This window comes from Burkholderia sp. AU33803 (assembly GCF_002223095.1).
Taxonomy (GTDB): Bacteria; Pseudomonadota; Gammaproteobacteria; order Burkholderiales; family Burkholderiaceae; genus Burkholderia.
Genome location: NZ_NKFJ01000005.1, coordinates 405,815 through 432,284 on the forward strand (window position 1 = coordinate 405,815; position 26,470 = coordinate 432,284).

Below are 26,470 nucleotides of genomic sequence, written 5' to 3' on the forward strand. Positions count from 1 at the left end.
CTTCGACGACGCGCACCGTGCGCCACCGCGCACGGTGCGGGCCGCGTTACTTCTTGTAGCCAGCCTGCCGCACCGCGCGGTCGGCGGCGGCCTGCCCGGCAGCCAGCGCCTGGTCGACCGTCATCTGGCCGGCCACCGCACCCGCGATCGACTGGCCGACCACCGTGCCGAACGACTGGAATTCAGGAATCCCGACGTACTGCACGCCCGTGTACGGCACCTTCTTCAGCGACGGATCGTTCGGGTCGGCCGTCTCGATCGCCTTCAGCACGAAGTCCGAGAACGGCGCGGCGGCCTTGTACTCGGCGCGCTGATAGGTCGACGTGCGCGTGCCCGGCGGCACCGACGCCCAGCCTTCGTCCTTGCCGACCATCTCGATGTACTGCTTCGACGTCGCCCACGCGATGAACTTGCGCGCGGCGTCCTGCTGCTTCGACGTCTTCGGCACGGCCAGCGCCCAGGCCCACAGCCAGTGCGAACCCTTCGGCGTGGCGGCGACCGGCGCGGCCGCGAAGCCGATCTTGTCGGCCACCTGCGATTGCTGTTTGTTATAGAGCATGCCGGCCGCGACCGTCGCGTCGATCCACATCGCGCACTTGCCCGATGCGGTCAGCGTCAGGTTCTCGTTGAAGCCGTTCGAGCTCGCGCCCGGCGGGCCGTTCTTCTTCAGCAGGTTCACGTAGAAATTGATCGCCTTCTTCCATTCCGGCGACGTCAGCTGCGCGTTCCAGTTCTCGTCGAACCAGCGCCCCCCGTACGTGTTCACGACCGTCGACACGTACGCCATGTTCTCGCCCCACCCCGCCTTGCCGCGCAGGCAGATCCCGTAGGTGCCCTTCGCCTTGTCGGTGAGCTTGTCCGCGAATTCGGCGATCTGGTCGTAGGTCGGCTGGTCGGGCATCTTCAGCCCCTTCGCCGCGAACAGGTCCTTGCGGTAGAACGTCATCGAGCTCTCGACGTAGAACGGCAGCGCGTACAGCTGACCGTTGTACGACAGGCTGTCGCGCGCGGTCTTCACGATGTCGTTCAGGTCGTAGTCGGCGGGCAGGCCCGTCATCGGCGCGAGCCAGCCGCGCTTGCCCCACTGCGGCGTCTCGTAGGTACCGATCGCCATCACGTCGAACTGGCCGCTGCCGGTCGTGATGTCGGTCGTCGCGCGCTGGCGCAGCACGTTCTCCTCGAGGATCACCCAGTTCAGCTTGATGTCCGGGTTCGCCTTCTCGAAGGCCGGCGACAGCTTCTTCAGCTCGATCATGTCGGGATTGTTCAGCGTCGCGATCGTCAGCGTGCCGGCGGACGCGGCGCAGGCCGCCGTCGCGAGCGCGGCTCCGGCGAAGCAGCGTGCGGCGGCGTCGAGCATCTTTCGTTGCATGGCATGTCTCCTGTGTTTGTTCGAAGTGTCGTCGGTACTGCGTTTCCTTCGCGGCCCGTCACGCCGGCCGCTGCATTCCGCACGCGCGCGCATAGTGCGCGATCACGTCGCGTATCCGGTGGCGCACCCACGCACGCGGCTCTTTCGCGAGGCCGCCCGCGCGGCAGGCCGCGTACACGTCCGGCAACCACTGCGCGACGAGCGTTTCCGGCACCGGCTGCCGCGCGAGGTTGTCGAACAGTTGCTCGACCGCGGCCGCGACGGCCGGCTGCAGCCAGTAGTAGCGGATCCGGTCGCTGTAGCTGAACTGGCGCGCGAGCCGCTGCGCGGTTTCGTCGCCGCGGTAGTACGGTGCCCAGTGCTCCGGCTGCGCGCGCATCGCGGCATCGACCACGTCGCGCAACCGCGAGCGCTGCGCGACGTCGTCGATCAATGCGTCCTCGATGAAGGTCAGCGCGAACAGCGCCTCGCGCAGCGCGAACGTCAGCGCGGGGCCGACCTTCAGCACCGCGAAGTGGTCGCGCACGAGCGCGGCGAGCGCACCCTCGGTCTGGTAGTCGGTCGAATGCGCCTCGAACACGAGGCCCGGTGTCTGCAGGATACTCGCGCCGAGCGACGCGGCCTTGGCGCTGTCGTAGTCGAGCACGTGGCGATCGTCGAAGTCGACCCCTGGCTGCGCGACGATCGCGACGACGCGCGTCCACGCATCGTCGAGCCCGGCTGCCGCGAACGCGTGGCGGTGCGCGTCGAGCGTCGCCGCGATGCTGTCGCTGCGCGTGACCGCGATCTGCGCGATCGCGGCGTCGCCATCGTCGCCGCTGCCGCTGACTTCGCCGCCCGGCGTCGGCACCTCGGTGCCGATCACGTAGACGGGCGCGATGCCGGCGCGCGCCGCCGCGTCTTCCGCCGCGCGGCACAGCTCGGCCGCGCGCGCGGCAATCGTGCGATCGTCGAGCCGCGCCGGATCGTCCGCGCACGCCATGCTCGCATCGAGGTGGATCTTTTCGAAGCCGGCTTCGACGTACGCGGCGACCATCGCACACGCTTCGCGCATCGCGTCGGCCGCGCGGCGATGCCGCCACGGGTTCGGGCCGAGATGGTCGCCGCCGAGCACGAGCGCCGACGGCGGCAGCCCGCAACGCTGTGCGATCGCGTCGACGTCGCGGCGGAAATCGGCGGGCGTCATGCCCGTATAGCCGCCGAGATGGTTGACCTGATTGCAGGTCGCCTCGATCAGCAGCGGCGAACCGTCCGCGCGCGCCGCTTCGCACGCGGCCTCCAGCACGAGCCGGTGCGCGCTGCAGATCGCATAGATGCCGCGCTGCGCATCCGCGCGGTTCGCGTCGAAGATCATCCGCAGCACGGCGTCCGCGTGCGCGGTGCGCGACCGTTCGGCGAAGGTCGTCAGGCCGGACATGCGATACCTCGTTCGGTCAGGAAACGGTCGATTTCGGCCGCGCTGCTGTTGCCGTCCATCGGGCCGCGCCGCGTGACCGCGATCGCCCCGGCCGCGTTCGCGCGACGCAGCGCAACGTCGATCGGCACGCCGGCGACGAGGCTCGCGACCAGCGTGCCGCCGAAGCAGTCGCCGGCGCCGGTCGGATCGACTTCGTCGACCTGGAACGCCGGCGCTTGCGCACGGTGCGCGCGATCGAACGCGACGCTGCCTTGCGCGCCGCGTTTCAGCACGACGCGCTCGAGCAGCGGATGGGTCGCGAGCAGGCCCGCGATCGCGCGCTCGGCCGGCTGCGGCCCGCAGAAGAACGGCAGGTCGGCTTCGCTCGGCAGGAACAGGTGGCACGCGGCGAGCATCTCGTCGAGCGCCGCGCGCATCGGGCGAAAGCTCAGCATCTCGGGCCGCACGTTCGGATCGAACGACACCTTGGCGCCGGCGCGCGCGGCCTCGATCACGCCGCGCTGCACGGCCGCGATCGCCGATTCGCTCGTCAGCGACGAACCCATCACGTGGAAGTAGCGGCAGCCGTCGAACATCGCGGTATCGACATCGGACGCATCGACGCACGCGGCCGCACTGGTGGACAGCGTGAACACGAAGCTGCGCGAACCATCGTCGCGATACGCGACGAACGCGGTGCCGGTCGGGCGCGCGACGCGGCGGATGCGCGCGACGTCGACACCGTCGCGTTCGAGCCGCGCGACGATCGCGTCGCCGAATGCGTCGCGACCGACGCAGCCCGCATACGCGACGCTCGCGCCGAGCCGCGCGGCCTGGTCGGCGAAGATCGCCGGCGCGCCGCTCGGGAACGGCCCCTCGAACAGGCCCGGCGTATCGAAACCCTGGCCGCGCTCGGCGGCGACGAATTCGGCGAGCAGTTCGCCGGCCACGACGATCTCGGCCATCAGGCTAACCCTCCTCGTTCGACGGCGGCCGCGACGTTCGGGGCGGCCGCCTCATCGCAGGCCGGCCGGCGGGTGGCGCGTGCGAGCGGCATCACGTCAGCTCATCCAGTTGCCGCCGTCGACGTTCAGCGTCTGGGCGGTGATGTAATCGGCGTCGGACGACGCGAGGAACAGCGCGGCGCCCGTCAGGTCGCCCGGCACGCCCATGCGGCCGAGCGGCACGGCTTCACCGACCAGCCGCTTCTTTTCGCCGAGCGGCCGGTTCTCGTAGCGCGCGAACAGCGCATCGACCTGCTCCCACATCGGCGTGTCGACCACGCCCGGCGCGATGCCGTTCACGTTGATCCGGTGCGGCGCGAGCGCGAGCGCGGCCGACTGCGTGTAGCTGATCACCGCGGCCTTGGTCGCGCAGTAGTGCGAAACGAGCGCCTCGCCACGACGCCCGGCCTGCGACGACATGTTGATGATCTTGCCGCCACGGCCCTGCTCCACCATCCGCTGCGCGACGGCCTGCATCAGGAAGAAGAGCCCTTTCACGTTGACCGAGAACAGCCGGTCGAACACGTCCCACGATTCGTCGAGGATCGGCCGCATGTCGAACAGCGCGGCGTTGTTGAACAGGATGTCGACGCCGCCGAAGCGCTCGACCGTCGTGGTGACGATCCGCTCGATGTCGTCGCGGCGCGTGACGTCCGCGGTGACGGCCACCGCACGGCCGGGGTTCGCCTCGATGAGCCGCGCGAGCGAGCCGCCTGCCGGCTTCAGGTCGACGAGCACGCAGCGTGCGCCCTCGTCCAGATAGCGTTGCGCGACCGCCTCGCCGATGCCGCTTGCGGCGCCCGTCAGGATCGCGACCTTGTCTTCCAGTCTCACTGGCTGTCTCCGGTTCGTTCTGCTTGTCGACGGTTGCGAGGTGAGCGAACGCTCGCCAACCGATCAATTGCTCTGTTGGTGATCGAATGATCGGATACGCGATTCGCGCTGTCAAGGCAACGTGACGGCTTTCTATGACGCGCTGCGGCACAACGGCGCAGCGTGGCGGCCCGCCGCGCACGCCCGGCAAGGCGTAGCGCCCACGGTGCGGCGCGGTCGAATCGGTGATGAAGGGGACGGAGCGAGGACGGAAGCGGGATTTCGCGCTGCACGGCGCGGCGATACGTTATATCATCGCCGTACTTTGTTTCATCGCGCTGCTTCACGCCATGGCTACCTCATCGTCCATTGACGCCCGGCTGTCCCGGGCCGACGCATTCGCCGCCGAGCACGGGCTCGCGTGGACGCCGCTGCGCCGCCAGGTCTACGAACGCGTGCTGGCCGCGCAGCGCCCGATCGGCGCGTACGACCTGCTCGCCGAGCTCGAGCCGCAGCGCGGCCGCGTGCCGCCCACGACCGTCTACCGCGCACTGGATTTCCTCGTCGAGCACGGCTTCATCCACCGGATCGAATCGAAGAACGCGTTCTTCGCGTGCTGCGAGATCGGCGTGCCGCACGAAGGCCAGTTCCTGATCTGCGACTCGTGCGGCGATACCGTCGAGATCCCCGGCGGCGACCTCGCGAAGCAGTTGTCCGCGAGCGAGCCCGCGCACGGTTTCGAAGTCCACCACCAGGTCGTCGAGCTGAGCGGCCTGTGCGGGCACTGCAAGCACAAGCCCGTGCAACGCTGACGCGTTTCGTGCGGCGCACGCGCCGCCCCTTCCAACGAGGAGTCCCATGTCCAATGCCCTGAAGCGCGCGCCGCGGCGTGCCTTGTCGCCTGTCCGCTGGCTCGCCGCCGCTGTCGCGGCCCTGTCGCTCGCGGCGCCCGTGTTCGCGCAGGCCGCGACCGTCAACGTCGTGGCCGCCGAGAATTTCTACGGCGACGTCGCGTCGCAAATCGGCGGCAGCCATGTCGCGGTGACCAGCATCCTCAGCAATCCGGACCAGGATCCGCACCTGTTCGAAGCGAGCCCGAAGACCGCCCGCGCGCTCCAGCACGCGCAGGTCGTGATCTACAACGGCGCCAACTACGATCCGTGGATGAGCAAGCTGCTCGGCGCGTCGAAGCAGGCGAAGCGCGCGACGATCGTCGTTGCCGACCTGGTCGGCAAGAAGGCCGGTGACAACCCGCACCTGTGGTACGACCCGGCGACGATGCCGGCCGCCGCGCGCGCGATCGCGGCCGAGCTCGGCCGCGCCGACCCCGCGAACAAGGCCGAATACGACGCGAACCTGCAGAAATTCGTCGCGTCGCTGAAGCCCGTCGACGACAAGGTCGCCGCGCTACGCGCGCAGTACAAGGGCGTACCGGTCACGGCCACCGAGCCCGTGTTCGGCTACATGTCCGACGCGATCGGCCTCGACATGCGCAACCAGCGCTTCCAGCTCGCGACGATGAACGACACCGAGGCGAGCGCACAGGACGTCGCCGCATTCGAGAACGACCTGCGCAAGAAGCAGGTGCGCGTGCTGATCTACAACAGCCAGGCCGAAGAACCGATGACCAAGCGCATGCTGAAGATCGCGCGCGACGGCGGCGTGCCGACCGTCAGCGTCACCGAGACGCAACCGGCCGGCAAGACCTTCCAGCAATGGATGGCCGGCCAGCTCGATGCGCTCTCGGCGGCGCTGGCCGCCGGCAAGAAATAAACACTCCGTAACGAAATGACCGCCACTCCTCACGCACTCGCCGTCGATCGCGTCACGCTCGAACTGGGCGGACGCACGATCCTGCGCGACGTCAGCTTCTCGATCGAACCCGGCGAATTCGTCGGCGTGCTCGGGCCGAACGGCGCGGGCAAGACGACGCTGATGCGCGCGGTGCTCGGCCTCGTGCCCGTGTCGGCCGGCACGCTGTCCGTCGGCGGTGTGCCGGTCGTGCGCGGCAACGCGTCGATCGGCTACATGCCGCAGATCAGGAGCGGCCTCGCGAACCGCCGGATGCGCGGCTACGACTTCGTCGCGATGGCCGCCGACGGCCACCGCTGGGGGCTGCCGCACACGAACGCGGCGACGCGCCGCGACGTCGACCGCGTGCTCGACCTCGTCGGCGGCCCGACGCTCGCGCGCCGGCCGCTGTCGGAACTGTCCGGCGGCGAGCGGCAGCGCCTGCTGCTTGCGCAATGCCTGCTCGGCAACCCGAAGCTGCTGCTGCTCGACGAGCCGCTGATCAGCCTCGACCCGAACCACCAGCGCGGCGTGGTCGAACTCGTGCGTAACGTGCAGCGCGAGCTCGGCATCACCGTGCTGTTCTCCGCGCACGAACTGAATCCGCTGCTGAACGCGCTCGACCGCGTGCTGTATCTCGGCAACGGCGTTGCCGCGCTCGGCACCGTCGACGAGGTGATCACGAAGCCGGTGCTGTCGCGGCTCTACGGTTCGCCGATCGACGTGATGCGCGTGAACGGCAAGATCTTCGTGATGTCGGGCGACGTCGAGATCGAGAAGCACGATCACGAACACGAGGACGACGACGGTCACTCGCACGGCGGTGGCGGCGGCCACGGCCATCACCACCACGGACACGCTCATCCCGGGCATTCGCACGATGTTTGAATACGACTTCATGATCAACGCCTTCGCGGCGTCGGGGATCGTCGCGGTGCTCGCGGGCATCGTCGGCTACTTCCTGGTGCTGCGCGGGCAGACCTTCGCCGGCCATGCGCTGTCGCACGTCGGCTTCACCGGCGCGACGGGCGCGGTGCTGCTCGGCATCTCGCCGATCTGGGGGATGGTCGGCTTCACGCTCGCGGCCGGCATCGGGATGGGCGCGCTCGGCGAGAAGCTCGCGGGCCGCGACGTCGCGATCGGCGTGATCCTGTCCGGTGCGCTCGGCTTCGGCCTGCTGTTCCTGCATTTCTATACGTCGTTCGCGACGCAGGTCACCGCACTGCTGTTCGGCAACGTGCTCGCGGTGAGCCACGACACGCTCGCGGTGCTCGCCGGCATCGGCGCGGTGAGCCTGCTCGCGCTCGCGCTGATCGCACGGCCGCTGCTGTTCGCGTCGCTGCAGCCTGAACTGGCCGAAGCCAAGGGCGTGTCGCTGCGCACGGTGTCGATGCTGTTCCTCGCGGTGTGCGCGCTCGCGGTGGCCGCGGCGACGCAGATCGTCGGCGTGCTGCTGGTGTTCACGCTGCTGGTCGGGCCGGCCGCCGCCGCGCAGAACGTGACGACGCGGCTGTCGACCGGCGTGCTGCTCGCCGCGCTGTTCGCGTTGTTCGAAGCGTGGCTCGGCATCGTGCTCGCGTATCACACCGACTGGCCGACGAGCTTCTGGATCACCGCGCTGTCGGCGCTCGTGTACGGCGCGAGCCTGTTGCGGCGCCACTGAGCGGCCCGCGGCAGATCACCATCTCGAGGTAGGTAATAAAAAACGCCGGCGTGCCCGAGGGCAGCGCCGGCGTTTTTTTATGCGCCCGCGATCGCGCGGTGCGGCGTGTGCCGCCGTGTGCGCTAGCGGCTTCCGCTCCCGCTCATCGCGCGAGCACGCGCGCGTGATGCGCGATGTGATCGGCGATGAACGTCGAGATGAAGTAGTACCCGTGGTCGTAGCCCGGATGGCGGCGCAGCGTCAGCGGCTGGCCGGCCTTCGCGCACGCGGCTTCGAACACGTCGGGGTTCAGCTGGTTCGCGAGGAACTGGTCGGCAAGGCCCTGATCGACGAGGATGCCGTCCGCGAACTTCGGCGCATCGGCGCGCGCGACGAGTTCGCTCGCGTCGTGCGCCTTCCACGCTTCACGATCGGCGCCCAGATAACCCGAGAACGCCTTCTCGCCCCACGGGCAGCGCGTCGGCGCGGCGATCGGCGCGAATGCCGACACCGACCGGAACAGGCCCGGATGGCGCAACGCGAGCGTCAGCGCACCGTGCCCGCCCATCGAGTGGCCGAAGATCCCCAACCGCGCGCCGTCGATCGGCAGCTCGGCCGCGACGAGCTCGCGCAGCTCGCCGGTCACGTACGACTCCATCCGGTAGTGCGCGGACCACGGCGCCTCGGTCGCATCGACGTAGAAGCCCGCGCCGACGCCGAAGTCCCACGCATCGGTCTCGCCCGGCACGCCCGCGCCGCGCGGGCTCGTATCGGGCATCACGAGCGCGAGGCCGTGCTGCGCCGCGTATTGCTGCGCGCCGGCCTTGATCGCGAACGTCTCGTCGGTGCACGTGAGCCCCGCGAGATAGAACAGCGCCGGCACGCGGCCGTGCGCGGCCTGCGGCGGCAGGTACACCGAGAACTTCATCGGCAGGCCGATGGCCGCCGAATCGTGACGGTAGAAACGCTGCTCGCCGCCGTGGCACGCATGCGAGGAAACGAGTTCGAGCATCGCGGTGCGCTCCCGGTCAGTACAGCACGACCGAGCGGATCGACTCGCCGGCCTTCATCAGGTCGAAGCCCTCGTTGATCCGCTCGAGCGGCAGCGTGTGCGTGATCAGGTCGTCGATGTTGATCTTGCCTTCCATGTACCAGTCGACGATCTTCGGCACGTCGGTGCGGCCGCGCGCGCCGCCGAACGCCGAACCCTTCCACTCGCGGCCCGTCACGAGCTGGAACGGACGCGTGCTGATTTCCTCGCCCGCTGCCGCCACGCCGATGATGAACGACTGGCCCCAGCCCTTGTGCGTGCACTCCAGCGCCTGGCGCATCAGCTTCACGTTGCCCACGCACTCGAACGAGTAGTCGGCGCCGCCATCGGTCAGCTGCACGATGTGGTCGACCACGTTCTCGACTTCGTTCGGGTTGATGAAGTGCGTCATCCCGAACTTCTTCGCGAGCTCGACGCGCTTCGGGTTGATGTCGACGCCGATGATCTTGTCCGCGCCGACCATCTTCGCGCCCTGGATCACGTTCAGGCCGATGCCGCCGAGGCCGAACACGACGACGTTCGCGCCCGCCTCGACCTTCGCCGAGTACACGACCGCGCCGACGCCCGTCGTCACGCCGCAGCCGATGTAGCAGATCTTGTCGAACGGCGCGTCCTCGCGCACCTTCGCCACCGCGATTTCCGGCACGACGATGTAGTTCGAGAACGTGGACGTGCCCATGTAGTGGAACAGCGGCTTGCCGTCGAGCGAGAAGCGCGACGTCGCGTCGGGCATCAGCCCCTTGCCCTGCGTCGCGCGGATCTTCTGGCACAGGTTGGTCTTGCGCGACAGGCAGAACTTGCACTCGCGGCATTCCGGCGTGTAGAGCGGAATCACGTGGTCGCCCTTGCGCAGGGTGCCGACGCCGGGGCCGACGTCGACCACGACGCCCGCACCTTCATGGCCGAGGATCGCCGGGAAGATCCCTTCCGGATCGGCGCCCGACAGGGTGTAGTAGTCGGTGTGACAGATGCCCGTCGCCTTCACCTCGATCAGCACTTCGCCGGCGCGCGGCCCTTCCAGATCGACTTCCTCGATCGTCAGCGGCGCGCCCGCCTTCCATGCAATCGCTGCTTTCGTCTTCATCGTGTGACTCCTGTCTGTGTGTGAGGTCGGCCCGGGTCGGCGCGTCAGCGCTCATGTCGGCCGGCGCGGGTGCACGAGCACCGACGCCGGTTCCATGCTTCACCGGGTTCCAGGCAAAGCGGTCGAAGCCGTGCCGCGCGGCATCGCGCACGGCACGGCGAAAGAATCTCGTGCTCGCCATGATGGCCGGTCCCGCCGCGCATCGCGTGCGGGAAACGGTCGCCGGCTTGCCACGATGCGTCATCGCTGGCGCAAAAGAACAAGTGTTCGAGTTTAAACGCCCGTCGTGAACCATGCATCCGTTCGCGCATACAGATCGACGAAGCGTGCGTGGCGCGCGGCCAGCGCGCGATCGTCGCGCGGCGCGGCAACCGGCGACGCGGCCGGCGCCAGCGCGTGCAGCGCATCCTCCCGCCAGTGCCCGATCGCGACGCCCGCGAGCAGCGCGGCGCCGCGCGTCGCGGCGTTCGGGCAGTCGATCGCGTGGAGCGACGCGCCGAGCGCATCGGCCAGCAGCTGGCGCCAGCGCGGATCGACCGAGCCGCCGCCCGCGAGACGCAGCACCGCGACCGGATCGCCGCGCTCGGCATCTCGGATCGCATCGAGCCCGGCGCGCAACGCGAACGCGACACCTTCGAACGCGGCGCGCATCATCGCGCCGCGCGTGTCGCCGAGCCCGAGGCCGAGCCAGCCGCCGCGCGCGTCGGGGTTCATCCACGGCGAACGCTCGCCCGTCAGGTACGGCAGGAAGCACAGGCGTTCCGATGCCGCATGGGCGAACGCGTCGTCATACGCATCGGCCCACTGCGCGTAGCCGAGCCAGCCGCGCACGGCTTCGAGCGCGAGCCCGACGTTCTGCATCGCGGCCATCGTGTAATAGCCGCCTCCGGCCGCCGCACGATAGCGATGCAGCCCGCGTCGCGCGGGCGGCAGCGCATCCGCGAGCACGACGATCTGGCCGCCGCTGCCGGTCGTCAGCAGCGCGTCGCCGGCGGCGGCGAGCCCGCTGCCGAGCGCCGCGCATGCGGTGTCGGCCGCGCCCGTCGCCAGCGGCACGCCGGCCGGCAGGCCAAGCGCTGCGGCCGCCTGCGCGCCGAGCGCGCCGCAGCGCGCCGTCGATGGAAGCACCGGTGCGAACCGGTCGGCCGGCAAGCCGAGCGCGTCGATCATCGCGAGATCCCACTCACCGTCGGGCGTCGCGAGCGCGGTCGCGCACGCATCGCTCGGGTCGGCGGCGACGTCGCCGCCCAGCGCGATGCGCAACCAGTCCTTCGGCTGCACGGCCCAGCGCGCGGTGCGGAGCGCTTCGGGCTCATGCGTGGCCAGCCAGCGCAACAGCGGGCCGGCCATGCCCGGTGCAACGGGGTTGGGTGCGACGGCCAAGCCGTCCGTGTGCCAATCGCCCGCCTCCGCTTCGCGCACCGCGCGTGTGTCGGGCCACAGCAGCGCGGGCAGCACCGGCTGCCCGGCCGCGTCGATCAGCACGACACCGTGCATCTGCCCCGAGAATCCGATCGCCGCCACCTGCGCGCGCTCGTCGGCCGGCAGCCGCGCGGCCGCGCGCACGAGCGCCTGCCACCACGTATCGGGCGCGATCTCCGCCCAGCCGGGCTGCGGCGACGACAGCGCATAAGGTTCGCTCGCGACCGCCCGCTCGACGCCGTCGGCATCGAGCGTGACGAGTTTGACGGAGCCGGTGCCGAGGTCGATTCCGAGCAGGCGCATGACGTGAGGGCGAATTCGAATGAACGGATGTCGATGATAACGGGATCGTGATGCGCGCCCCGTTTTTTGCCGCTACCGCGGCAGGCCGAAAACGCGGCCGCCGGCCGGGTTCCACCCGGCTGCACCTTGCGGGCAAAAGCAGCCGTTCGCGGGTTAACCCGGCACGATTTTTCCCAGGCACTTTTTGCCACTATGCCGGCCGCCCGATACACACCATAAAGCGGCCTATATTTGACACGGGGGCCAGCGCTATTTTGAAGGGCTATAAAACCGGGGAACCTCACTCCTGCGGCTGTTTCCCGATGATCGACACCCTGTTCCATGCCGAAATGGCATATCGAACCAGCAAAGAACGGAATAGAACCCAGCACTCTTGTTGCATGGATTCATTCCGAATAATTTCGTATCACCCCGAAAACAAGATCATGGAGTGAGACAGATGCAATCGAACACGGTCCATCCGTGCGATGAGGTGCTGCCGACCGGCAAGCTGGTAACGCTTGGCCTGCAGCACGTCCTCGTCATGTACGCCGGCGCTGTCGCCGTGCCGCTTATCGTCGGCGCCGCGCTCAAGCTGCCGAAAGACCAGATCGCGTTCCTGATCAGCGCCGATCTGTTTTCGTGCGGCATCGCCACGCTGATCCAGACGCTCGGCCTGTGGATCTTCGGGATCCGCCTGCCCGTCATCATGGGCTGCACGTTCGCGGCAGTCGGCCCGATGATCGCGATCGGCACCAACCCCGGCCTCGGCATCCTCGACATCTTCGGCTCGACCATCGCGGCCGGCATCATCGGCATCGTGCTCGCGCCGACGATCGGCAAGCTGTTGCGGTTCTTCCCGCCCGTCGTCGTCGGCACCGTGATCGCGGTGATCGGGCTGTCGCTGATGGAAGTGGGCATCAACTGGGCGGCCGGCGGCGTCGGCAACCCCGAATACGGCAGCCCCGTCTATCTCGGCCTGTCGCTGCTCGTGCTCACGCTGATCCTGCTGATCAACAAGTACGGCCGCGGCTTCATCGCGAACATCTCGGTGCTGCTCGGCATCGTCGCCGGCTTCGCGATCGCCTTCGCGATCGGCCGCGTGAATACCGACGGCGTCGCGCACGCACCGTGGGTCGGCTTCGTGATGCCGTTCCACTTCGGCCTGCCGCACTTCGACCCGCTGTCGATCGTGACGATGGTCACGGTGATGTTCGTCACGTTCATCGAATCGACCGGCATGTTCCTCGCGGTCGGCGACATGGTCGATCGTCCGGTCAACCAGGAGCGCCTCGTGCGCGGCCTGCGCGTCGACGGCCTCGGCACGCTGATCGGCGGCATCTTCAACTCGTTCCCGCATACGTCGTTCTCGCAGAACGTCGGCCTGATCGGCGTGACGGGCGTGAAGAGCCGTTTCGTGTGCGCCACCGGCGGCGTGATCCTCGTGCTGCTCGGCCTGTTCCCGAAGATGGCGCAGGTCGTCGCCTCGGTGCCGCCGTTCGTGCTCGGCGGTGCGGGCATCGTGATGTTCGGGATGGTGGCGGCGAACGGCATCAAGGTGCTGTCGAAGGTCGACTTCGTGAACAACACGCACAACCTGTTCATCGTCGCCGTGAGCGTCGGCATGGGGCTCGTGCCGGTCGTGTCGCCGCACTTCTTCTCGAAGCTGCCGCCCGCGCTCGCGCCGATCCTGCACAGCGGCATCCTGCTGGCATCGGCGACGGCCGTGATCCTGAACATCGTGTTCAACGGCGTGAAAGGCGAGAAGGACGCGCGCTGCGACATCCGCCGCGCCGGACACGACTTCGATGGCCGCCCCGCCGACGTGCATCACTGATCGCCTCGCGCCGGACGACGGCGCGGAGAAGCGGTAAGCGGTAACGAAAAACGCCACGGCATGCCGTGGCGTTTTGTTTTGCGGGAGCGGGAAGCTGCGCGATGATCGGTCGGACAGCCGGGCGTTCGGACAGGCGGACAACTGGATGGTAGAACGGCGGAACAGCCGGTTATGGCGCGTGAAAGCGGGTCGCCCGCGGGCGCGGCGCGATGATGCCGGTTGGCCAAGCAGGATGGCTGGTCCGGCGCAATAAGCGGCACCGGAATCCGATACGCGCATCGTCACCCCAACCGTCTTCGCGCCGCACGAATCGACTACGCAAAAGAAAACGCCACGGACTTTCGTCCGTGGCGTTTTCGATTCTGCAACCAGCCGGTTCGAAGGACAAGCGCGATCGAAACCACGCCGGCCCCTCCTTGCGCTTACCCGTTCGTCGCCGTTGCCGACGCAGGCGCCGGAGCGGCCGCCTTGTCGTAGTCGACCGGTGCATCCGGCGCGCGCGGCGTTTCGCCGGCGCGCTGAATCCAGCCGCCGCCCAGTGCTCGATAGAGGGTCACCAGGTTCGTCCAGCGTGCCAGACGTGCGCTGATCAGCGTCTGCTGCGCCGAATACAGATCCGTCTGCGCGGTCAGCACCGACAGGTAGCTGTCGACACCGTTCTTGTAACGCAGGTCCGACAGGTCGAAGCGTCGCTGCTGCGCGTGCTCGTTGCGCTCGAGCGCCGCGATCTGCTGGTCGTACGTGCCGCGTGCGGCGAGGCCATCCGACACTTCGCGGAACGCCGTCTGGATCGCCTTCTCGTAGTTCGCGATCTCGATGCGCTTCTGCACGTGCGCAAGATCGAGGTTCGCGATGTTCGAGCCGCCTTCGAAGATCGGCAACGCGATCTGCGGCGCGAACGACCATGCCGCCGTGCCGGCCTTGAACAGGCCGCCGAGCGTCGGGCTGCCGGTGCCGAACGCGCCCGTCAGCGAGATCTTCGGGAAGAACGCCGCGCGCGCCGCGCCGATGTTCGCGTTCGCGGCCAGCAGCGTCTGCTCGGCCTGCATCACGTCAGGACGACGCGTGAGCAGATCCGACGGCAACCCGGCCGGCACGTCCGTCAGCAGGTTCTGCGCGTCGAGCGGCATGCCCGCCGGCAGATCGTCCGGCAGCGGCTCGCCGATCAGCAGCACCAGCGCGTTCAACGCCTGCGCGCGTGCCCGTGCTTGCGCCTGCTGGTTCGACAGCGCCTGCTCGACCACCGTCTGCGCCTGACGCAGCTCGAGCTCGGAGCCCGTGCCGTTGTCGAACTGCAGCTTCGTCAGGTTGTACGAGTCCTGCGCCGTCTTCAGCGTGTTCTCCGTGACCTTCAACAGATCGTCGGTCGACAGCAGCGTCAGGTATTGATCCGCCACCTGCGACACCAGCGAGATCTCCGACGCCTGCCGCGCGTACGACGTCGACAGGTACTGCGCGAGCGCCTGATCCTTCAGGCTCTGCACGCGGCCGAACAGGTCGAGCTCCCACGACGCCGACAGCCCGACGTTGTAGGCGCGCGAGATGTACGGCGCGCCGGTCTGCGAAAGACCCTGCGGCACGCGCTGGATATTGCCCGTGCCCGTACCGTCGAGCGTCGGGAACAACCCGGCGCGCGTGATCTGGTACTGCGCACGCGCCGCCTCGATGTTCAGCACCGACACGCGCAGGTCGCGGTTGTTTTTCAGCGCGATCTCGATCAGCCGCTGCAGGCGCGGATCGACGAAGAACTCGCGCCAGCCGATGGCGGTTGCGGCTTGCCCGTTCGCGCTGCGCGCGCCGGCCGCACCCGGCTGCGTCGCGTAGACGCCGCCGGCCGGGTACGCCTGCGCGACGGGCGCGTCGGGCCGCTTGTAATGCGGCGCCATCGTGCAGCCCGTGGCAAAGAGCGCGACCGCGATTGCAGTCAAAGCGTGTTTTTGCATCATCACTGTCCCTTGTTGCCTTCGTCGCCGTTGCCCGGCTTCTCTTCGTGGTGCGAGTGCTCCTGAGCCAGGCGCAGCGCCTCGTCGACGTCTTCCTTCTCGCCGCTGAAGATCGCGCGGATCTTCACGAAGAACATCGGGATCATGAAGATCGCGAGGAACGTCGCCGTGATCATCCCGCCGATCACGCCCGTACCGATTGCGTGCTGGCTGGCCGAACCCGCGCCGTTGCTGATCGCGAGCGGCATCACGCCGAGAATGAACGCGAGCGACGTCATCAGGATCGGACGCAACCGCAGGCGCGCCGCTTCCAGCGCGGCCTCGATCGGCCCCATCTTCTCCGTCATCTGCAGTTCGCGCGCGAACTCCACGATCAGAATCGCGTTCTTCGCGGACAAGCCCACGGTCGTCAGCAGGCCGACCTGGAAGAACACGTCGTTCTCGAGGCCGCGCATCGTTGCCGCAAGCAGTGCACCGATCACGCCGAGCGGCACCACCATGATCACCGAGAACGGGATCGACCAGCTTTCATACAGCGCCGCGAGACACAGGAACACGACGAGGATCGAGATCGCGTACAGGATCGGCGCCTGCGAACCGGACTGGATTTCCTGGAACGACAGGCCCGTCCACGAGTAGCCGATACCGACCGGCAGCTTCTTCGCGATCTGTTCCATCGCAGCCATCGCCTGACCGGTCGACTTGCCCGGTGCGGCCTGACCCTGGATTTCCATCGCCGACACACCGTTGTAGCGCTCGAGCTTCGGCGAACCGTACGTCCAGTGACCGGTCGCGAACGAACTGAACGGCACCATCCCGCCCGACCCGTTGCGCACGTACCAGATGTTCAGGTCTTCCGGCGTCATCCGGAACGGTGCGTCTGCCTGCACGTAGACCTTCTTGATCCGGCCGTCGGTATCCAGGAAGTTGTTCACGTACTTCGACGCCCAGGCGATCGAGAACGTCTGGTCGATCGCATCCGCCGTCACGCCGAGCGCGTTCGCCTTCTCGCGATCGATGTCGACCTTGTACTGCGGCGTATCGTTCAGGCCGTTCGGACGCACACCCTGCAGCGTCGGATCCTTCGAGGCCATCCCGAGCAGCTGGTTACGTGCGGCCATCAGCGCATCGTGGCCGAGACCCGCGTTGTCCGTCAGCTCGAAGTCGAAGCCGGCAGCGGTGCCGAGTTCAGGAATCGACGGCGGGTTGAACGGGATCACGATCGCGTCCTTGTAGCCCGCGTAGCGCCCGAACATCCGGCCGATCAGCGCCTGCACCTTCTGGTTCGCATGCTGACGCTGCGAGTAGTCCTTCAGGCGAACGAACACGAGACCGGAGTTCTGGCCGCGGCCGGCAAAGCTGAAGCCGTTGACCGTGAACGCCGATTCGACGATTTCCTTCTCGTCCTTCAGCAGGTAGTCGGAAATGTTCGCGAGCGTCTTCGCGGTCGTTTCCTGCGTCGAGCCCGACGGCGTCTGCACGATCACGAACATCAGGCCCTGGTCTTCATCCGGCAGGAACGACTTCGGCAGGCGCACGAACAGCAGGCCGACCGCGACGATCACGACGAGGTAGATGATGAGCCAGCGGCCCGAGCGCTTGATCACGTGGTGCACGCCGACGTGATACTTGTCGCGGCTGTTGTTGAACGTGCGGTTGAACCAGCCGAAGAAGCCCTTCTTCTCTTCGTGATGCCCTTGCGGGATCGGCTTGAGGATCGTCGCGCACAGGGCCGGCGTCAGAATCAACGCGACGAGCACCGACAGCACCATCGCCGACACGATCGTCAGCGAGAACTGACGATAGATCGCGCCGACCGAGCCACCCGAGAACGCCACCGGCACGAACACCGCCGACAGCACGAGCGCCACGCCGACGAGTGCGCCGGTGATCTGGCCCATCGCCTTGCGGGTCGCCTCCTTCGGTGACAGGCCCTCTTCCGCCATCACCCGCTCGACGTTCTCGACCACCACGATCGCATCGTCCACCAGCAGGCCGATCGCGAGCACGAGGCCGAACATCGACAGCGTGTTGATCGAGAAGCCCACCATCGACATGATCGCGAACGTGCCGAGCAACACGACCGGCACCGCGATCGTCGGGATGATCGTCGCCCGCAGGTTCTGCAGGAACAGATACATCACGAGGAACACCAGCACGATACCTTCGAGCAGCGTCTTGACCACTTCCTCGATCGACAGCTTCACGAACGGCGTCGTGTCGTACGGGTACTTCACGACGAGGCCGTGCGGGAAGAACGGCGCCAGTTCGTCGATCTTCGCGCGCACGGCCTTCGCGGTCGCCAGCGCGTTCGCGTTGGTCGCGAGCTGGATACCGAGTGCCGCGGTCGGCTGACCGTTGTACTTGGTGTCGAAGTTGTAGTTTTCACCGCCAAGCTCGAGCTTCGCGACATCCTTCAGGCGAACCTGCGAGCCGTCCTGGTTGACCTTCAGCAGGATGTTGCCGAACTGCTCGGGCGTCTGCAGCAGCGTCGATTCGGTGATCGTCGCCTGCAGCATCGTGCCCGGCGTGGACGGCGTGCCGCCGATCTGGCCGCCAGCGATCTGCACGTTCTGTGCGGAGATCGCGGTCGACACGTCGACCGGCGTGAGGCCGTAGTTCGTCAGGCGCGTCGCATCGAGCCAGACCCGCATCGCGTACTGCGAGCCGAACAGCGTGACGGTACCGACGCCGTTCAACCGGCTGATCGGGTCCTTCACGTGCGACGCCACGAAGTTCGCGAGGTCGTACTTGTTCATGCTGCCGTCTTCGGAGTTGAAGGCGAGCACCAGCAGGAAGCTGCTGCTCGACTTCGTCACCGAGAGACCGAGCTGCTGCACGACCTGCGGCAGAATCGGCGTCGCGAGCGACAGCTTGTTCTGCACCTGGACCTGTGCGATGTCGGCGTTCGTACCCGGCGCGAAGGTCAGCGTGATCGTCGCGTTGCCCGAGTCGTCACTGGTCGACGACATGTACAGGAAGTTGTCGAGACCGCTCATCTGCTGCTCGATCACCTGCGTCACCGTGTCTTCCACCGTCTTCGCGGAAGCGCCCGGGTAGTTCGCGGTGATCTGGATCGAGGGCGGCGCGATCGTCGGATACTGCGAGATCGGCAGCGTGAAGATCGCCGCAACCCCGGCCAGCATCAGGATGATGGCGATCACCCACGCGAAGATCGGGCGATCGATAAAAAACTTTGCCATGAAACAGGCTCCCTGTTATTGCGCGCTCGAAGCAGCGGCAGCACTCGCCGGCGCGGCGCCCGATGCGGCAGCACCGGAAGCGGCAGCGGCGCCGGAACCGGCGGCAGCCGGCGCGGCGGTGGCGGCGGCGCCCGATGCGGCTGCGGCCGCCGGTGCGAGCTGTGCCGGTACCGACTTCACGGTCGCACCCGGACGCACCTTCTCGCCGCCCTGCACGATCACGTGGTCGCCCGCTTGCAGACCGCCTTCGACGATCCAGTTCGGACCCTGCATGCCGGTGGTCTTCAGCGGACGCGGCTCGACCTTGTTGCTGGCGTTCACCACCATCGCGATCGCCTGGCCCTTCTGGTCATGCGTGACGCCGATCTGCGGCACCAGGAACGCGTTCTCGTTCACGCCTTCCTCGATCCGTGCGCGCACGAACATGCCCGGCAGCAGCACGCGGCCCGGGTTCGGGAACACCGCGCGGATCGTCACCGAGCCGGTGGCCTGGTCGACCGTCACGTCCGAGAACTGCAGCTTGCCGGCTTCCGAGTAGGTCTTGCCGTCTTCCAGGATCAGCGACACCTTCGCGGCGCCCGGGCCGCTCGTCTTCAGGCGGCCGCTCTGCACGTCCTGGCGCAGCTTCAGGCCTTCGAGGCTCGACTGCGTGAGGTCGACGTACACCGGATCGAGCTGCTGCACCGTCGACATCAGCGTCGCCTGGCTCGCCTGCACGTAGGCGCCCGGCGTCACTTGCGAAATGCCGACACGGCCGGTGATCGGCGACACGACGTCGGTATAGCCCAGGTTGATCTGCGCGGTATCGACCGCCGCCTTGCCGGCCGCGACGTCCGCCGCGGCCTGGCCCTGCGTGGCCACCGCGTTGTCGTAGTCCTGCTTGCTGACCGCGTTCGCGGCCACCAGCACCTTGTAGCGCGCGACCAGTGCGTTCTGCGTGACGAGGTTCGCCTGCGCCTTCGCGAGCGTTGCCTTCGCGCTGTTCAGTGCGGCGATGTACGGCGCCGGATCGATCTTGTACAGGCGCTGGCCGGCCTTGACGTCGGTGCCTTCGGTGAATTCACGACGCAGCACGATGCCGTCGACTCGTGCGCGCACCTGCGCGACGAGGAATGCGCTGGTGCGGCCCGGCAGTTCGCTGAAGACCGGTACGGCTTGCGGTTGGACGGTGACGACGCCGACTTCCGGCGTTTGCGGCGGCGGTGCCGATTCTTTTTTCCCGCACGCGGCCAGGAAAACGGCGGCCGTCGCGACAGTGATTAAGCGGTATGGAACCCGTTCGACGCGCATGGAGCGACCTCTGTGTATAACCAATGGAATAAGTGCCGCACCCCACCGGAGGGAGCGCGACACGGATGCGCCTCACGGCGCAGATCGAACACCTGAAATACTGGACTGCCAGATACAGCAAGCGGCACGAAACCTCCGTGCCGACAGGTTGCCCCGCACTGCGGACTGGAACTTGGGCGGGAATCAGCAGAGTGGGATATTAACTGATTGCCACTTGGGTCATTCGATCGTAGGGTGGTATTGTATATACATTCATGAATGTATGTAAAAAGCCCGTTTGTGCCCCGCCCGCTGTCCAGTCTTACAGATTGTTACCAGCCGCAAGCATAGCCAGTCTATATGACTGCGCAGAGGGTTGCAGACCCTATATTCACCTACGATCATTCCAATCAGGCCTGCACATGGTCAGACGTACCAAGGAGGAGGCGCTCGAGACGCGTAACCGCATTCTCGACGCCGCCGAACACGTGTTCTTCGAGAAGGGCGTGTCGCACACGTCGCTCGCGGACATCGCCCAGCACGCCGGCGTGACGCGCGGTGCGATCTACTGGCATTTCGCGAACAAGAGCGAACTGTTCGACGCGATGTTCGACCGCGTGTTTCTGCCGATCGACGAGCTGAAGCGGATGCCGCTCGACGCGCCGGGCGGCAATCCGCTCGAGAAGATCCGGCAGATCCTGATCTGGTGCCTGCTCGGCGTGCAGCGCGACGCGCAGTTGCGCCGCGTGTTCAGCATCCTGTTCATGAAGTGCGAGTACGTCGCGGATCTGGAGCCGCTGCTCCAGCGCAACCGTGCGGGCATGAGCGAGGCGCTGCACGCGATCGATGCCGATCTCGCGGGGGCCGTGCGGCTCAAGCTGCTGCCCGAGCGGCTCGATACGTGGCGCGCGACGCTGATGCTGCACACGCTCGTCAGCGGTTTCGTGCGCGACATGCTGATGCTGCCCGACGAAATCGACGCCGAGCAGCATGCGGAAAAGCTCGTCGACGGCTGCTTCGACATGCTGCGCTTCAGCCCGGCGATGCTGAAGGACGGCGACTGACCGCGCAACGAGCGCGCGCTTGCGGGGTGGTTTGCTTCATCGGGCGGCGCGCCGGGCCGCGCCAACGCGCTGCCCGCGCCCTCCCCCTCTCCCTTCCGTTTCAGGCCGCCGTCGTGCGCTGCGCGCGGGCCCGCCGGTTCGACGCGACGACCGAATCGCGCGTCGGCATCGGCGCACCGGCCAGTCCCGCGATCCACGCGTCGGTCGACATCACGGCCGCGAAATTCGACTGGAACACGACCGCGTACGTGCGGTGAATCTCCTCGGCGCTTACCGCGCCTGCTTCGTTCTCGTACGGCAGCGCACCCGTCGCGTCGTTCAGGTACTCGACATTCAGCCCCGCATGCGCCGCGTGATAAACCGTCGACGCGTTGCAGTTGTGCGTCATGTAGCCGGCCACCGTGAGCGTGTCGATCCCGTGCGCGTCGAGCCACGCGGCGAGGTCGGTTCCGGCGAACGAGCTTGCTTGCTTCTTCTCGATCAGGTGCGCATACGGCCGGCCGGCAACGACCGCGTGCAGCGCGACGCCGTCGGAGCCGGGCGCGAAGATCGGCGCGCCGGCCGGTGCGACGTGCTGGACCACGATCACCGGCACGCCGGCCGCATGCGCGGCATCGATCGCGCGGCCGATGTTCGCGAGCGACACGTCGAGCGGCGGATAGTCGATCGGCAGGTTGCCCGTCACGTATTCGTTCTGGACGTCGATCACGATCAGTGCGCGACGGGGAACGGCTTGGGAAGCGGAAGGCGGGACGGCGTTCGACATGACGGGCTCCTGGTGCGGTGGCGCGGCCCCGCCCCGGAACGGGACGGCCAGCGGCGCGATGCGATGCATTGTCGGCGCGCATCGCTCACGGGGACAGTGGCCCGATAGCCATTCTTCGATAGAATCGGGCCATCGCCACTCCGAAGCCCGCCATGACCGCCGCCGCCTCGCCCACCCGGACCGCCCAGCCTGCTCCGACCGTCGTTGCCGTGATCGCGTATGACGGCATCAGCCCGTTCCATCTCTCGGTGCCGTCGGTCGTATTCGGCAAGGAACGCGACGCGGCCGCCTCGCCCGCGTTCGAGTTCCGCGTCTGCTCGGCCGAACGTGGTCCGCTATCGACGACGGGCGGCTTCACGATCACCGCGCCGTACGGGCTCGATGGGCTCGACGACGCGGACATCGTCATCGTGCCGGCTTGGCGCGACCCGGACGAAGCGCCGCCCGACGTGCTGCTCGACGCCGTCCGCACGGCCGCCGCACGTGGCGCGCAGCTCGTCGGGCTGTGCCTCGGCGCCTACGTGCTCGCCGCGGCCGGCCTGCTCGACGGCCGCCCGGCCACCACGCACTGGGCGTGGGCCGACGACTTCGCACAACGCTTTCCGCGCGTGAAGCTCGATCCGGACGTGCTGTACGTGGACGACGGCAACCTGATGACGTCGGCCGGCACGGCCGCCGGGCTCGACTGCTGCCTGCACGTCGTCCGGCTGCGCTTCGGCTCGGACGCCGCGAACCAGATCGCGCGCCGCCTCGTGATCCCGCCGCACCGGCAGGGCGGGCAGGCGCAGTACGTGCCGCAGCCGGTGGCCGCGCACCCGCGCGATGCGCGGCTCGCGGACCTGCTCGACTGGGTGCGCGCCCACCTCGACGCCGCACACAGCGTCGATTCGCTCGCCGAACGCGTGCTGATGAGCCGGCGCACGTTCACGCGCCACTTCCGTCAGGCGACCGGCACGACCGTCACCGCATGGCTGCAGGCCGAGCGGCTCGCGCGCGCGCAGCATCTGCTGGAAACCACCGGGCAATCGATCGATGCGATCGCGCAGGCGGCCGGCTACGGGTCGAGCGTGTCGCTGCGCCAGCATTTCGCGGGCGCGCTCGGCACGTCGCCGTCGGCGTATCGAAGGGAATTTCGCGGCGCCGGAGCCGGCGCCGAGGTCGTGCGGTAACGCGCGCGGCGAGCAGGCCTCGCGGCGGAGCCGTCCGGCCGCTCAGCCGCCGTTGATCCAGCGCGCCGCGTACAGCAGCAGCGCGACGAAGACGATCATCGCGGCCCACGCCCACACGGGCACGGTGCCGGCGCCGCGATGCGGGAGCGCGCTGGCGGCACGCCCGCTCAGCGCACCGCCAAGGTGCGGCGGCAGCGCACGCTTCGTCGCGGCCACCAGCGACGCCGGCCGCAGGAACACGTGCTGGCGCCGTGGCACGGCCGAGCGTGCACGATTCGGTGCAAGACCGTGCTTCGCCTGCACGACCGTGCAGAATTCACGGAAGAAATCGTCGGTCCATTCGCGCAGCGTATTTTCGATCTGCCGCCCCGGCAGCTCGGTGAGCGGGCCGCTCGCCGTCGCCCAGACCACATACTCGATGCGCGTGGCGTTGGCATCGTCATCCGGCATCAACACGAGTTCGACCTGGCCGCGCAGCGCGCCGAGCCCGTCGGCCCGCGCCTTGAAGTTGAGCACGCGGCGCGGCTGCCCTTCCGCGTCGCCCTGCTCCGCGGCCGCATGCGCGCGCACGTCGTAGCGGGCGCGCAGCGGGCCGAGCGGCACCGTGATCGTCAGCGCAAACTCGCCATGCGCAAGCTTCACGAAGGATTCGCAATGGTCGAAGCTCGCGCGCAGCAACGCGAGATCCTCGAATGCCTCCCGCACGACGGGCGGGGCGAGCGGTATGCGTAACGTGTCGTTCAGTTCCATGACGCCTCCCCGATGAACACGCGCCGCATCAGGACGTCTCGACGAGACTGTCGATCCGTGCGGCGTCGAAGGCAACGTAGTGCGCGAGTGCCAACGCGGCCGCCTTCGGTGCCTCGTAACTCCATGCGGCGTTCTCGATCACGCCGTCTTCGGTCTGCAAGTCGAAGTGCACGGCCTCGCCCCTGAACGGGCAGGCCGACGTGACGCCCGACTTCACGAGCCGGCGCATGTTGACGTCGCTGCGCGGCAGGTAGTGGGTGTCCGGCAGGCCCGTTTCGCGCACGGTCAACGCGCCGTGCGAATCGGCGTACGTGATGCCGCGATGGATCACGCGCACGCGATGGCGGTTCGGCACGATTTCGAGACGAGGGTCGGCTGCGTCGGACATCGTTTTTCCTTGGGGCGGCCCGGCCAGGCCGGACTCAGGAAACGAAAAAGCCACGGCACGAGTGCCGTGGCTTTCATTATGGGCGAAACCGCAGCCGAATGCGCAACCCCGGCCGGGGCCGCGCTCGGCGGGCTACTGCGCGCTCCACTGGAAGGCGGTTTTCGCGCCGCCCTTCGCGCTGACCGTGACGGCGTGGGATTCCTCGTTGCCCTGGTACGACGCCTGCACCGTATAGCGGCCCGGCGGCACCTTCACGAGCATGTACGGCCCGCGCGCGTCGGTCTTCAGCACTTCGGCACCCTTGCTGTCGACGATCCGCACGTGGACGTCGGCCAGGAACTCACCGCCCTTGCCGGTGAACCGCAGCGCCAGCGGCCAACTCGGCTCGTTGCGCTGGAACGCCGTCGATTCGTCCAGCCCGACGCCGCCGGACACGAAGGTGACGTCGCCCTGCTGGCGCGCGGCGGGCAAGCCGTCCGACTGCGCGTACGCGCCGGTCGCTCCGGCTGCGAGGCCGGCGGCCAGCGCCGCGGCGACGGCAAATCGGGACACGTTGCGTAGATATTGCATGGCTCTCTCCTTGGGGTCGGAACACATACAGGGCGCCGCGCCACACCTTCAGTACGGCGGCGGCGCCCGCCGCGGCCGGCCTGGCCGGCCGTCGGCCGTCGCCGGTCAGCTCAGGTCGACCGGCACGAAGATCTGTGCATTATCGCGCTGGATCAGCAGAGCAAGACTGTTGCCCGCCCCCTTGACCGCGTCGCGCAACTGCTCGGGGCTCGTGACCGGACGGCCGTTGACCGCGAGGATCACGTCGCCGGGCTGGATACCCGCGTTGGCGGCCGGCCCGCCGGCCTGCTGCACGATCAGGCCATGCGACAGGTTGGCGGCACTGCGCTCCTGCGGTGACAGCGGACGCACCGCGACGCCCAGGCGCCCCTGCTCGACCGGCCCGCCATCGTTCGACGCGAGCTTCGCGTCGGCCATCGCGCCGAGCGTCACGCTGATCGACTTCTTCGACTTGTCGCGCCAGATCTGCAGGTCGGCCTTCGAGCCCGGCTTCAGGTTCGCGATCTGCGCGGGCAGCGACGTCGAATCGGCGACCGGCGAGCCGTTGACCGACAGGATCACGTCACCCGGCTGCAGGCCGGCCTTCGCGGCCGGGCCGTTGGCATCGACCGAGCTGACGAGCGCGCCGTCCGGCTTCTGCAGCCCGAACGAGCTCGCGAGCGTCTGGTTCAGCCCCTGCACGGCGACGCCGAGGCGGCCGCGGCTCACGTGGCCCGTCTTCACGAGTTCGTCCTTCACCTTGATCGCCTCGTTGATCGGGATCGCGAACGACAGGCCCTGGAAGCCGCCCGTCTGCGAGTAGATCATCGAGTTGATGCCGATCACCTCGCCCTGCAGGTTGAACAGCGGGCCGCCCGAGTTGCCGGGGTTCACCGGCACGTCGGTCTGGATGAACGGCGTGTAGTTCTCGTCCGGCAGCGCGCGCGACTTCGCGCTGATGATGCCCGACGTGACCGTGTTGTCGAAGCCGTACGGCGAACCGATCGCGACGACCCACTGGCCGACCTTGCTCTGCGCCGGATCGCCGATCTTCACGGTCGGCAGGCCGCTCGCGTCGATCTTCAGCACCGCGACATCGGACTGCTTGTCGGAGCCGACGACCTTCGCCTTGTATTCGCGCTTGTCGGTCAGCTTGACCGTGACGACGTTTGCGCCGTCGATCACGTGCGCATTGGTGAGGATGTACCCGTCGGAGCTGATGACGAACCCGGAACCGAGGCTCGCGCTCGGCTGGTCGTCCGGCTGCGCGTCGCCGCCCATGCCCGGCACCTGGCCGTAGAAGTGCTTGAAGAACTGGTAGAACGGGTCGCTCGGATCGATCGGCAGTTGCGGCTGCGGCACGCGCCGCGACACCTGCTTCACGACGTGCTTCGCGCTGATGTTCACGACCGCCGGGCCGTAGGTCTCGACGAGCCCGGAGAAATCGGGGATGCCGGTCTTCGCGGCCGCTTCGGCCGGCATCAATGCGGCGGCCTGCGCGGGCGTGATGATCTGCGGATCGGCGCGGTGGGTGCCGGCGACATAACCGGCGGACAGGGCGGCCGCCACGGCGACCGCGACGGCGCCGCGCGCAAGGAATCGGGTGTTCATCGTAGGACCTCCTCTTTGTTAGGACGCAGCGTAACGACCCTGACTTAAAGGAGGCTTAATCAGC

General features: G+C 68.0%; 22 protein-coding genes. 7 read left to right on the forward strand and 15 right to left on the reverse strand.

Features of this window, described 5'->3' with window-relative positions:
* Nucleotides 1-46: 46 nt before the first annotated feature.
* The 4 genes from CFB41_RS13765 to CFB41_RS13780 form a co-directional block, all read right to left on the reverse strand.
* Nucleotides 47-1,372 carry a sugar ABC transporter substrate-binding protein gene (locus CFB41_RS13765; RefSeq protein WP_089456832.1) on the reverse strand — a complete coding sequence of 442 codons (1,326 nt, stop codon included), beginning with the start codon at nucleotides 1,370-1,372 and terminating at the stop codon, nucleotides 47-49.
* A gap of 58 nt (nucleotides 1,373-1,430) precedes the next feature.
* The gene (locus tag CFB41_RS13770) at nucleotides 1,431-2,789 is read right to left on the reverse strand and encodes a D-tagatose-bisphosphate aldolase, class II, non-catalytic subunit (protein ID WP_089456833.1); all 1,359 of its coding nucleotides are present in this window, start codon (nucleotides 2,787-2,789) and stop codon (nucleotides 1,431-1,433) included.
* The gene (locus CFB41_RS13775) at nucleotides 2,777-3,733 is read right to left on the reverse strand and encodes a sugar kinase (RefSeq protein ID WP_089456834.1); all 957 of its coding nucleotides are present in this window, start codon (nucleotides 3,731-3,733) and stop codon (nucleotides 2,777-2,779) included. Before CFB41_RS13775 ends, CFB41_RS13770 begins: the two co-directional genes overlap by 13 nt.
* Nucleotides 3,734-3,829: 96 nt before the next feature.
* Nucleotides 3,830-4,606: an L-iditol 2-dehydrogenase gene (locus CFB41_RS13780; RefSeq protein WP_089440904.1), complete on the reverse strand. Its 777-nt coding sequence runs from the start codon at nucleotides 4,604-4,606 to the stop codon at nucleotides 3,830-3,832.
* A 329-nt stretch (nucleotides 4,607-4,935) separates the two neighbouring features.
* Here CFB41_RS13780 and CFB41_RS13785 point away from each other — a divergent pair, with 329 nt between their 5' ends.
* The 4 genes from CFB41_RS13785 to CFB41_RS13800 are packed head-to-tail and all read left to right on the forward strand — an operon-like array spanning nucleotide 4,936 to nucleotide 8,039.
* Nucleotides 4,936-5,397 carry a Fur family transcriptional regulator gene (locus CFB41_RS13785; protein WP_011353040.1) on the forward strand — a complete coding sequence of 154 codons (462 nt, stop codon included), beginning with the start codon at nucleotides 4,936-4,938 and terminating at the stop codon, nucleotides 5,395-5,397.
* Nucleotides 5,398-5,443: 46 nt separating this feature from the next.
* Nucleotides 5,444-6,358: a metal ABC transporter solute-binding protein, Zn/Mn family gene (locus CFB41_RS13790; protein WP_089456835.1), complete on the forward strand. Its 915-nt coding sequence runs from the start codon at nucleotides 5,444-5,446 to the stop codon at nucleotides 6,356-6,358.
* A gap of 15 nt (nucleotides 6,359-6,373) precedes the next feature.
* Nucleotides 6,374-7,264 carry an ABC transporter ATP-binding protein gene (locus CFB41_RS13795; protein ID WP_089456836.1) on the forward strand — a complete coding sequence of 297 codons (891 nt, stop codon included), beginning with the start codon at nucleotides 6,374-6,376 and terminating at the stop codon, nucleotides 7,262-7,264.
* Nucleotides 7,257-8,039 carry a metal ABC transporter permease gene (locus CFB41_RS13800; protein WP_027789245.1) on the forward strand — a complete coding sequence of 261 codons (783 nt, stop codon included), beginning with the start codon at nucleotides 7,257-7,259 and terminating at the stop codon, nucleotides 8,037-8,039. Before CFB41_RS13795 ends, CFB41_RS13800 begins: the two co-directional genes overlap by 8 nt.
* A gap of 142 nt (nucleotides 8,040-8,181) precedes the next feature.
* Here CFB41_RS13800 and fghA read toward each other — a convergent pair whose 3' ends face one another.
* The 3 genes from fghA to CFB41_RS13815 form a co-directional block, all read right to left on the reverse strand.
* Nucleotides 8,182-9,030, reverse strand: a complete 849-nt coding sequence (fghA, locus tag CFB41_RS13805; protein WP_089456837.1) for an S-formylglutathione hydrolase — start codon at nucleotides 9,028-9,030, stop codon at nucleotides 8,182-8,184.
* 16 nt (nucleotides 9,031-9,046) lie between these two features.
* Nucleotides 9,047-10,153 carry an S-(hydroxymethyl)glutathione dehydrogenase/class III alcohol dehydrogenase gene (locus CFB41_RS13810; RefSeq protein WP_011353045.1) on the reverse strand — a complete coding sequence of 369 codons (1,107 nt, stop codon included), beginning with the start codon at nucleotides 10,151-10,153 and terminating at the stop codon, nucleotides 9,047-9,049.
* Between the two features lie 273 nt (nucleotides 10,154-10,426).
* Nucleotides 10,427-11,878: a xylulokinase gene (locus tag CFB41_RS13815; protein ID WP_089456838.1), complete on the reverse strand. Its 1,452-nt coding sequence runs from the start codon at nucleotides 11,876-11,878 to the stop codon at nucleotides 10,427-10,429.
* 439 nt (nucleotides 11,879-12,317) lie between these two features.
* Between CFB41_RS13815 and CFB41_RS13820 the strand changes: the two genes are divergently transcribed.
* Nucleotides 12,318-13,694, forward strand: a complete 1,377-nt coding sequence (locus tag CFB41_RS13820) for a nucleobase:cation symporter-2 family protein (protein ID WP_179250042.1) — start codon at nucleotides 12,318-12,320, stop codon at nucleotides 13,692-13,694.
* 422 nt (nucleotides 13,695-14,116) lie between these two features.
* Here the strand turns inward: CFB41_RS13820 and CFB41_RS13825 are convergent, their stop codons facing one another.
* Genes CFB41_RS13825 through CFB41_RS13835 form a run of 3 tightly spaced genes read right to left on the reverse strand, consistent with a single transcriptional unit; the run spans nucleotide 14,117 to nucleotide 20,130 of the window.
* The gene (locus tag CFB41_RS13825; RefSeq protein ID WP_089456840.1) at nucleotides 14,117-15,640 is read right to left on the reverse strand and encodes an efflux transporter outer membrane subunit; all 1,524 of its coding nucleotides are present in this window, start codon (nucleotides 15,638-15,640) and stop codon (nucleotides 14,117-14,119) included.
* Entirely contained in the window at nucleotides 15,640-18,840 is a 3,201-nt protein-coding gene (gene bpeB, locus CFB41_RS13830) for an efflux RND transporter permease BpeB (RefSeq protein WP_039368427.1), read from the reverse strand. The genes CFB41_RS13825 and bpeB overlap by 1 nt, the downstream gene beginning before the upstream one ends.
* 15 nt (nucleotides 18,841-18,855) lie before the next feature.
* A complete protein-coding gene (locus CFB41_RS13835; RefSeq protein ID WP_089456841.1) occupies nucleotides 18,856-20,130 on the reverse strand; it encodes an efflux RND transporter periplasmic adaptor subunit in 1,275 nt (424 codons plus the stop codon).
* A 401-nt stretch (nucleotides 20,131-20,531) separates the two neighbouring features.
* On the opposite strand from CFB41_RS13835, the gene CFB41_RS13840 reads away from it, so the two are divergent.
* Nucleotides 20,532-21,173 carry a TetR family transcriptional regulator gene (locus CFB41_RS13840; protein WP_089426224.1) on the forward strand — a complete coding sequence of 214 codons (642 nt, stop codon included), beginning with the start codon at nucleotides 20,532-20,534 and terminating at the stop codon, nucleotides 21,171-21,173.
* 100 nt (nucleotides 21,174-21,273) lie between these two features.
* Here CFB41_RS13840 and CFB41_RS13845 read toward each other — a convergent pair whose 3' ends face one another.
* Nucleotides 21,274-21,939: a cysteine hydrolase family protein gene (locus tag CFB41_RS13845; protein ID WP_089457195.1), complete on the reverse strand. Its 666-nt coding sequence runs from the start codon at nucleotides 21,937-21,939 to the stop codon at nucleotides 21,274-21,276.
* 152 nt (nucleotides 21,940-22,091) lie between these two features.
* On the opposite strand from CFB41_RS13845, the gene CFB41_RS13850 reads away from it, so the two are divergent.
* Nucleotides 22,092-23,108 (forward strand): helix-turn-helix domain-containing protein, encoded by a 1,017-nt coding sequence (locus tag CFB41_RS13850; protein WP_089456842.1) that lies wholly within the window; start codon nucleotides 22,092-22,094, stop codon nucleotides 23,106-23,108.
* Nucleotides 23,109-23,150: 42 nt separating this feature from the next.
* Here the strand turns inward: CFB41_RS13850 and CFB41_RS13855 are convergent, their stop codons facing one another.
* The 4 genes from CFB41_RS13855 to CFB41_RS13870 form a co-directional block, all read right to left on the reverse strand.
* Complete coding sequence (locus CFB41_RS13855) at nucleotides 23,151-23,858, reverse strand: CoxG family protein (protein ID WP_089456843.1); 708 nt, start codon at nucleotides 23,856-23,858, stop codon at nucleotides 23,151-23,153.
* Between the two features lie 28 nt (nucleotides 23,859-23,886).
* The gene (locus CFB41_RS13860; protein ID WP_089456844.1) at nucleotides 23,887-24,246 is read right to left on the reverse strand and encodes a DUF427 domain-containing protein; all 360 of its coding nucleotides are present in this window, start codon (nucleotides 24,244-24,246) and stop codon (nucleotides 23,887-23,889) included.
* Between the two features lie 132 nt (nucleotides 24,247-24,378).
* Nucleotides 24,379-24,816, reverse strand: a complete 438-nt coding sequence (locus tag CFB41_RS13865; RefSeq protein WP_089456845.1) for a carboxypeptidase regulatory-like domain-containing protein — start codon at nucleotides 24,814-24,816, stop codon at nucleotides 24,379-24,381.
* A 105-nt stretch (nucleotides 24,817-24,921) separates the two neighbouring features.
* A complete protein-coding gene (locus CFB41_RS13870; protein ID WP_089440919.1) occupies nucleotides 24,922-26,406 on the reverse strand; it encodes a DegQ family serine endoprotease in 1,485 nt (494 codons plus the stop codon).
* Between the last annotated feature and the right edge of the window lie 64 nt (nucleotides 26,407-26,470).

Excerpts from the sequence above, each read along its gene's own strand:
- CFB41_RS13765 (WP_089456832.1), bottom strand. The coding sequence starts at position 1,372 with ATGCAACGAAAGATGCTCGACGCCGCCGCACGCTGCTTCGCCGGAGCC.
- CFB41_RS13770 (WP_089456833.1), bottom strand. The coding sequence starts at position 2,789 with ATGTCCGGCCTGACGACCTTCGCCGAACGGTCGCGCACCGCGCACGCG.
- CFB41_RS13775 (WP_089456834.1), bottom strand. The coding sequence starts at position 3,733 with ATGGCCGAGATCGTCGTGGCCGGCGAACTGCTCGCCGAATTCGTCGCC.
- CFB41_RS13785 (WP_011353040.1), top strand. The coding sequence starts at position 4,936 with ATGGCTACCTCATCGTCCATTGACGCCCGGCTGTCCCGGGCCGACGCA.
- CFB41_RS13790 (WP_089456835.1), top strand. The coding sequence starts at position 5,444 with ATGTCCAATGCCCTGAAGCGCGCGCCGCGGCGTGCCTTGTCGCCTGTC.
- CFB41_RS13795 (WP_089456836.1), top strand. The coding sequence starts at position 6,374 with ATGACCGCCACTCCTCACGCACTCGCCGTCGATCGCGTCACGCTCGAA.
- CFB41_RS13800 (WP_027789245.1), top strand. The coding sequence starts at position 7,257 with ATGTTTGAATACGACTTCATGATCAACGCCTTCGCGGCGTCGGGGATC.
- fghA (WP_089456837.1), bottom strand. The coding sequence starts at position 9,030 with ATGCTCGAACTCGTTTCCTCGCATGCGTGCCACGGCGGCGAGCAGCGT.
- CFB41_RS13810 (WP_011353045.1), bottom strand. The coding sequence starts at position 10,153 with ATGAAGACGAAAGCAGCGATTGCATGGAAGGCGGGCGCGCCGCTGACG.
- CFB41_RS13815 (WP_089456838.1), bottom strand. The coding sequence starts at position 11,878 with ATGCGCCTGCTCGGAATCGACCTCGGCACCGGCTCCGTCAAACTCGTC.
- CFB41_RS13820 (WP_179250042.1), top strand. The coding sequence starts at position 12,318 with ATGCAATCGAACACGGTCCATCCGTGCGATGAGGTGCTGCCGACCGGC.
- CFB41_RS13825 (WP_089456840.1), bottom strand. The coding sequence starts at position 15,640 with ATGATGCAAAAACACGCTTTGACTGCAATCGCGGTCGCGCTCTTTGCC.
- bpeB (WP_039368427.1), bottom strand. The coding sequence starts at position 18,840 with ATGGCAAAGTTTTTTATCGATCGCCCGATCTTCGCGTGGGTGATCGCC.
- CFB41_RS13835 (WP_089456841.1), bottom strand. The coding sequence starts at position 20,130 with ATGCGCGTCGAACGGGTTCCATACCGCTTAATCACTGTCGCGACGGCC.
- CFB41_RS13840 (WP_089426224.1), top strand. The coding sequence starts at position 20,532 with ATGGTCAGACGTACCAAGGAGGAGGCGCTCGAGACGCGTAACCGCATT.
- CFB41_RS13845 (WP_089457195.1), bottom strand. The coding sequence starts at position 21,939 with ATGTCGAACGCCGTCCCGCCTTCCGCTTCCCAAGCCGTTCCCCGTCGC.
- CFB41_RS13850 (WP_089456842.1), top strand. The coding sequence starts at position 22,092 with ATGACCGCCGCCGCCTCGCCCACCCGGACCGCCCAGCCTGCTCCGACC.
- CFB41_RS13855 (WP_089456843.1), bottom strand. The coding sequence starts at position 23,858 with ATGGAACTGAACGACACGTTACGCATACCGCTCGCCCCGCCCGTCGTG.
- CFB41_RS13860 (WP_089456844.1), bottom strand. The coding sequence starts at position 24,246 with ATGTCCGACGCAGCCGACCCTCGTCTCGAAATCGTGCCGAACCGCCAT.
- CFB41_RS13865 (WP_089456845.1), bottom strand. The coding sequence starts at position 24,816 with ATGCAATATCTACGCAACGTGTCCCGATTTGCCGTCGCCGCGGCGCTG.
- CFB41_RS13870 (WP_089440919.1), bottom strand. The coding sequence starts at position 26,406 with ATGAACACCCGATTCCTTGCGCGCGGCGCCGTCGCGGTCGCCGTGGCG.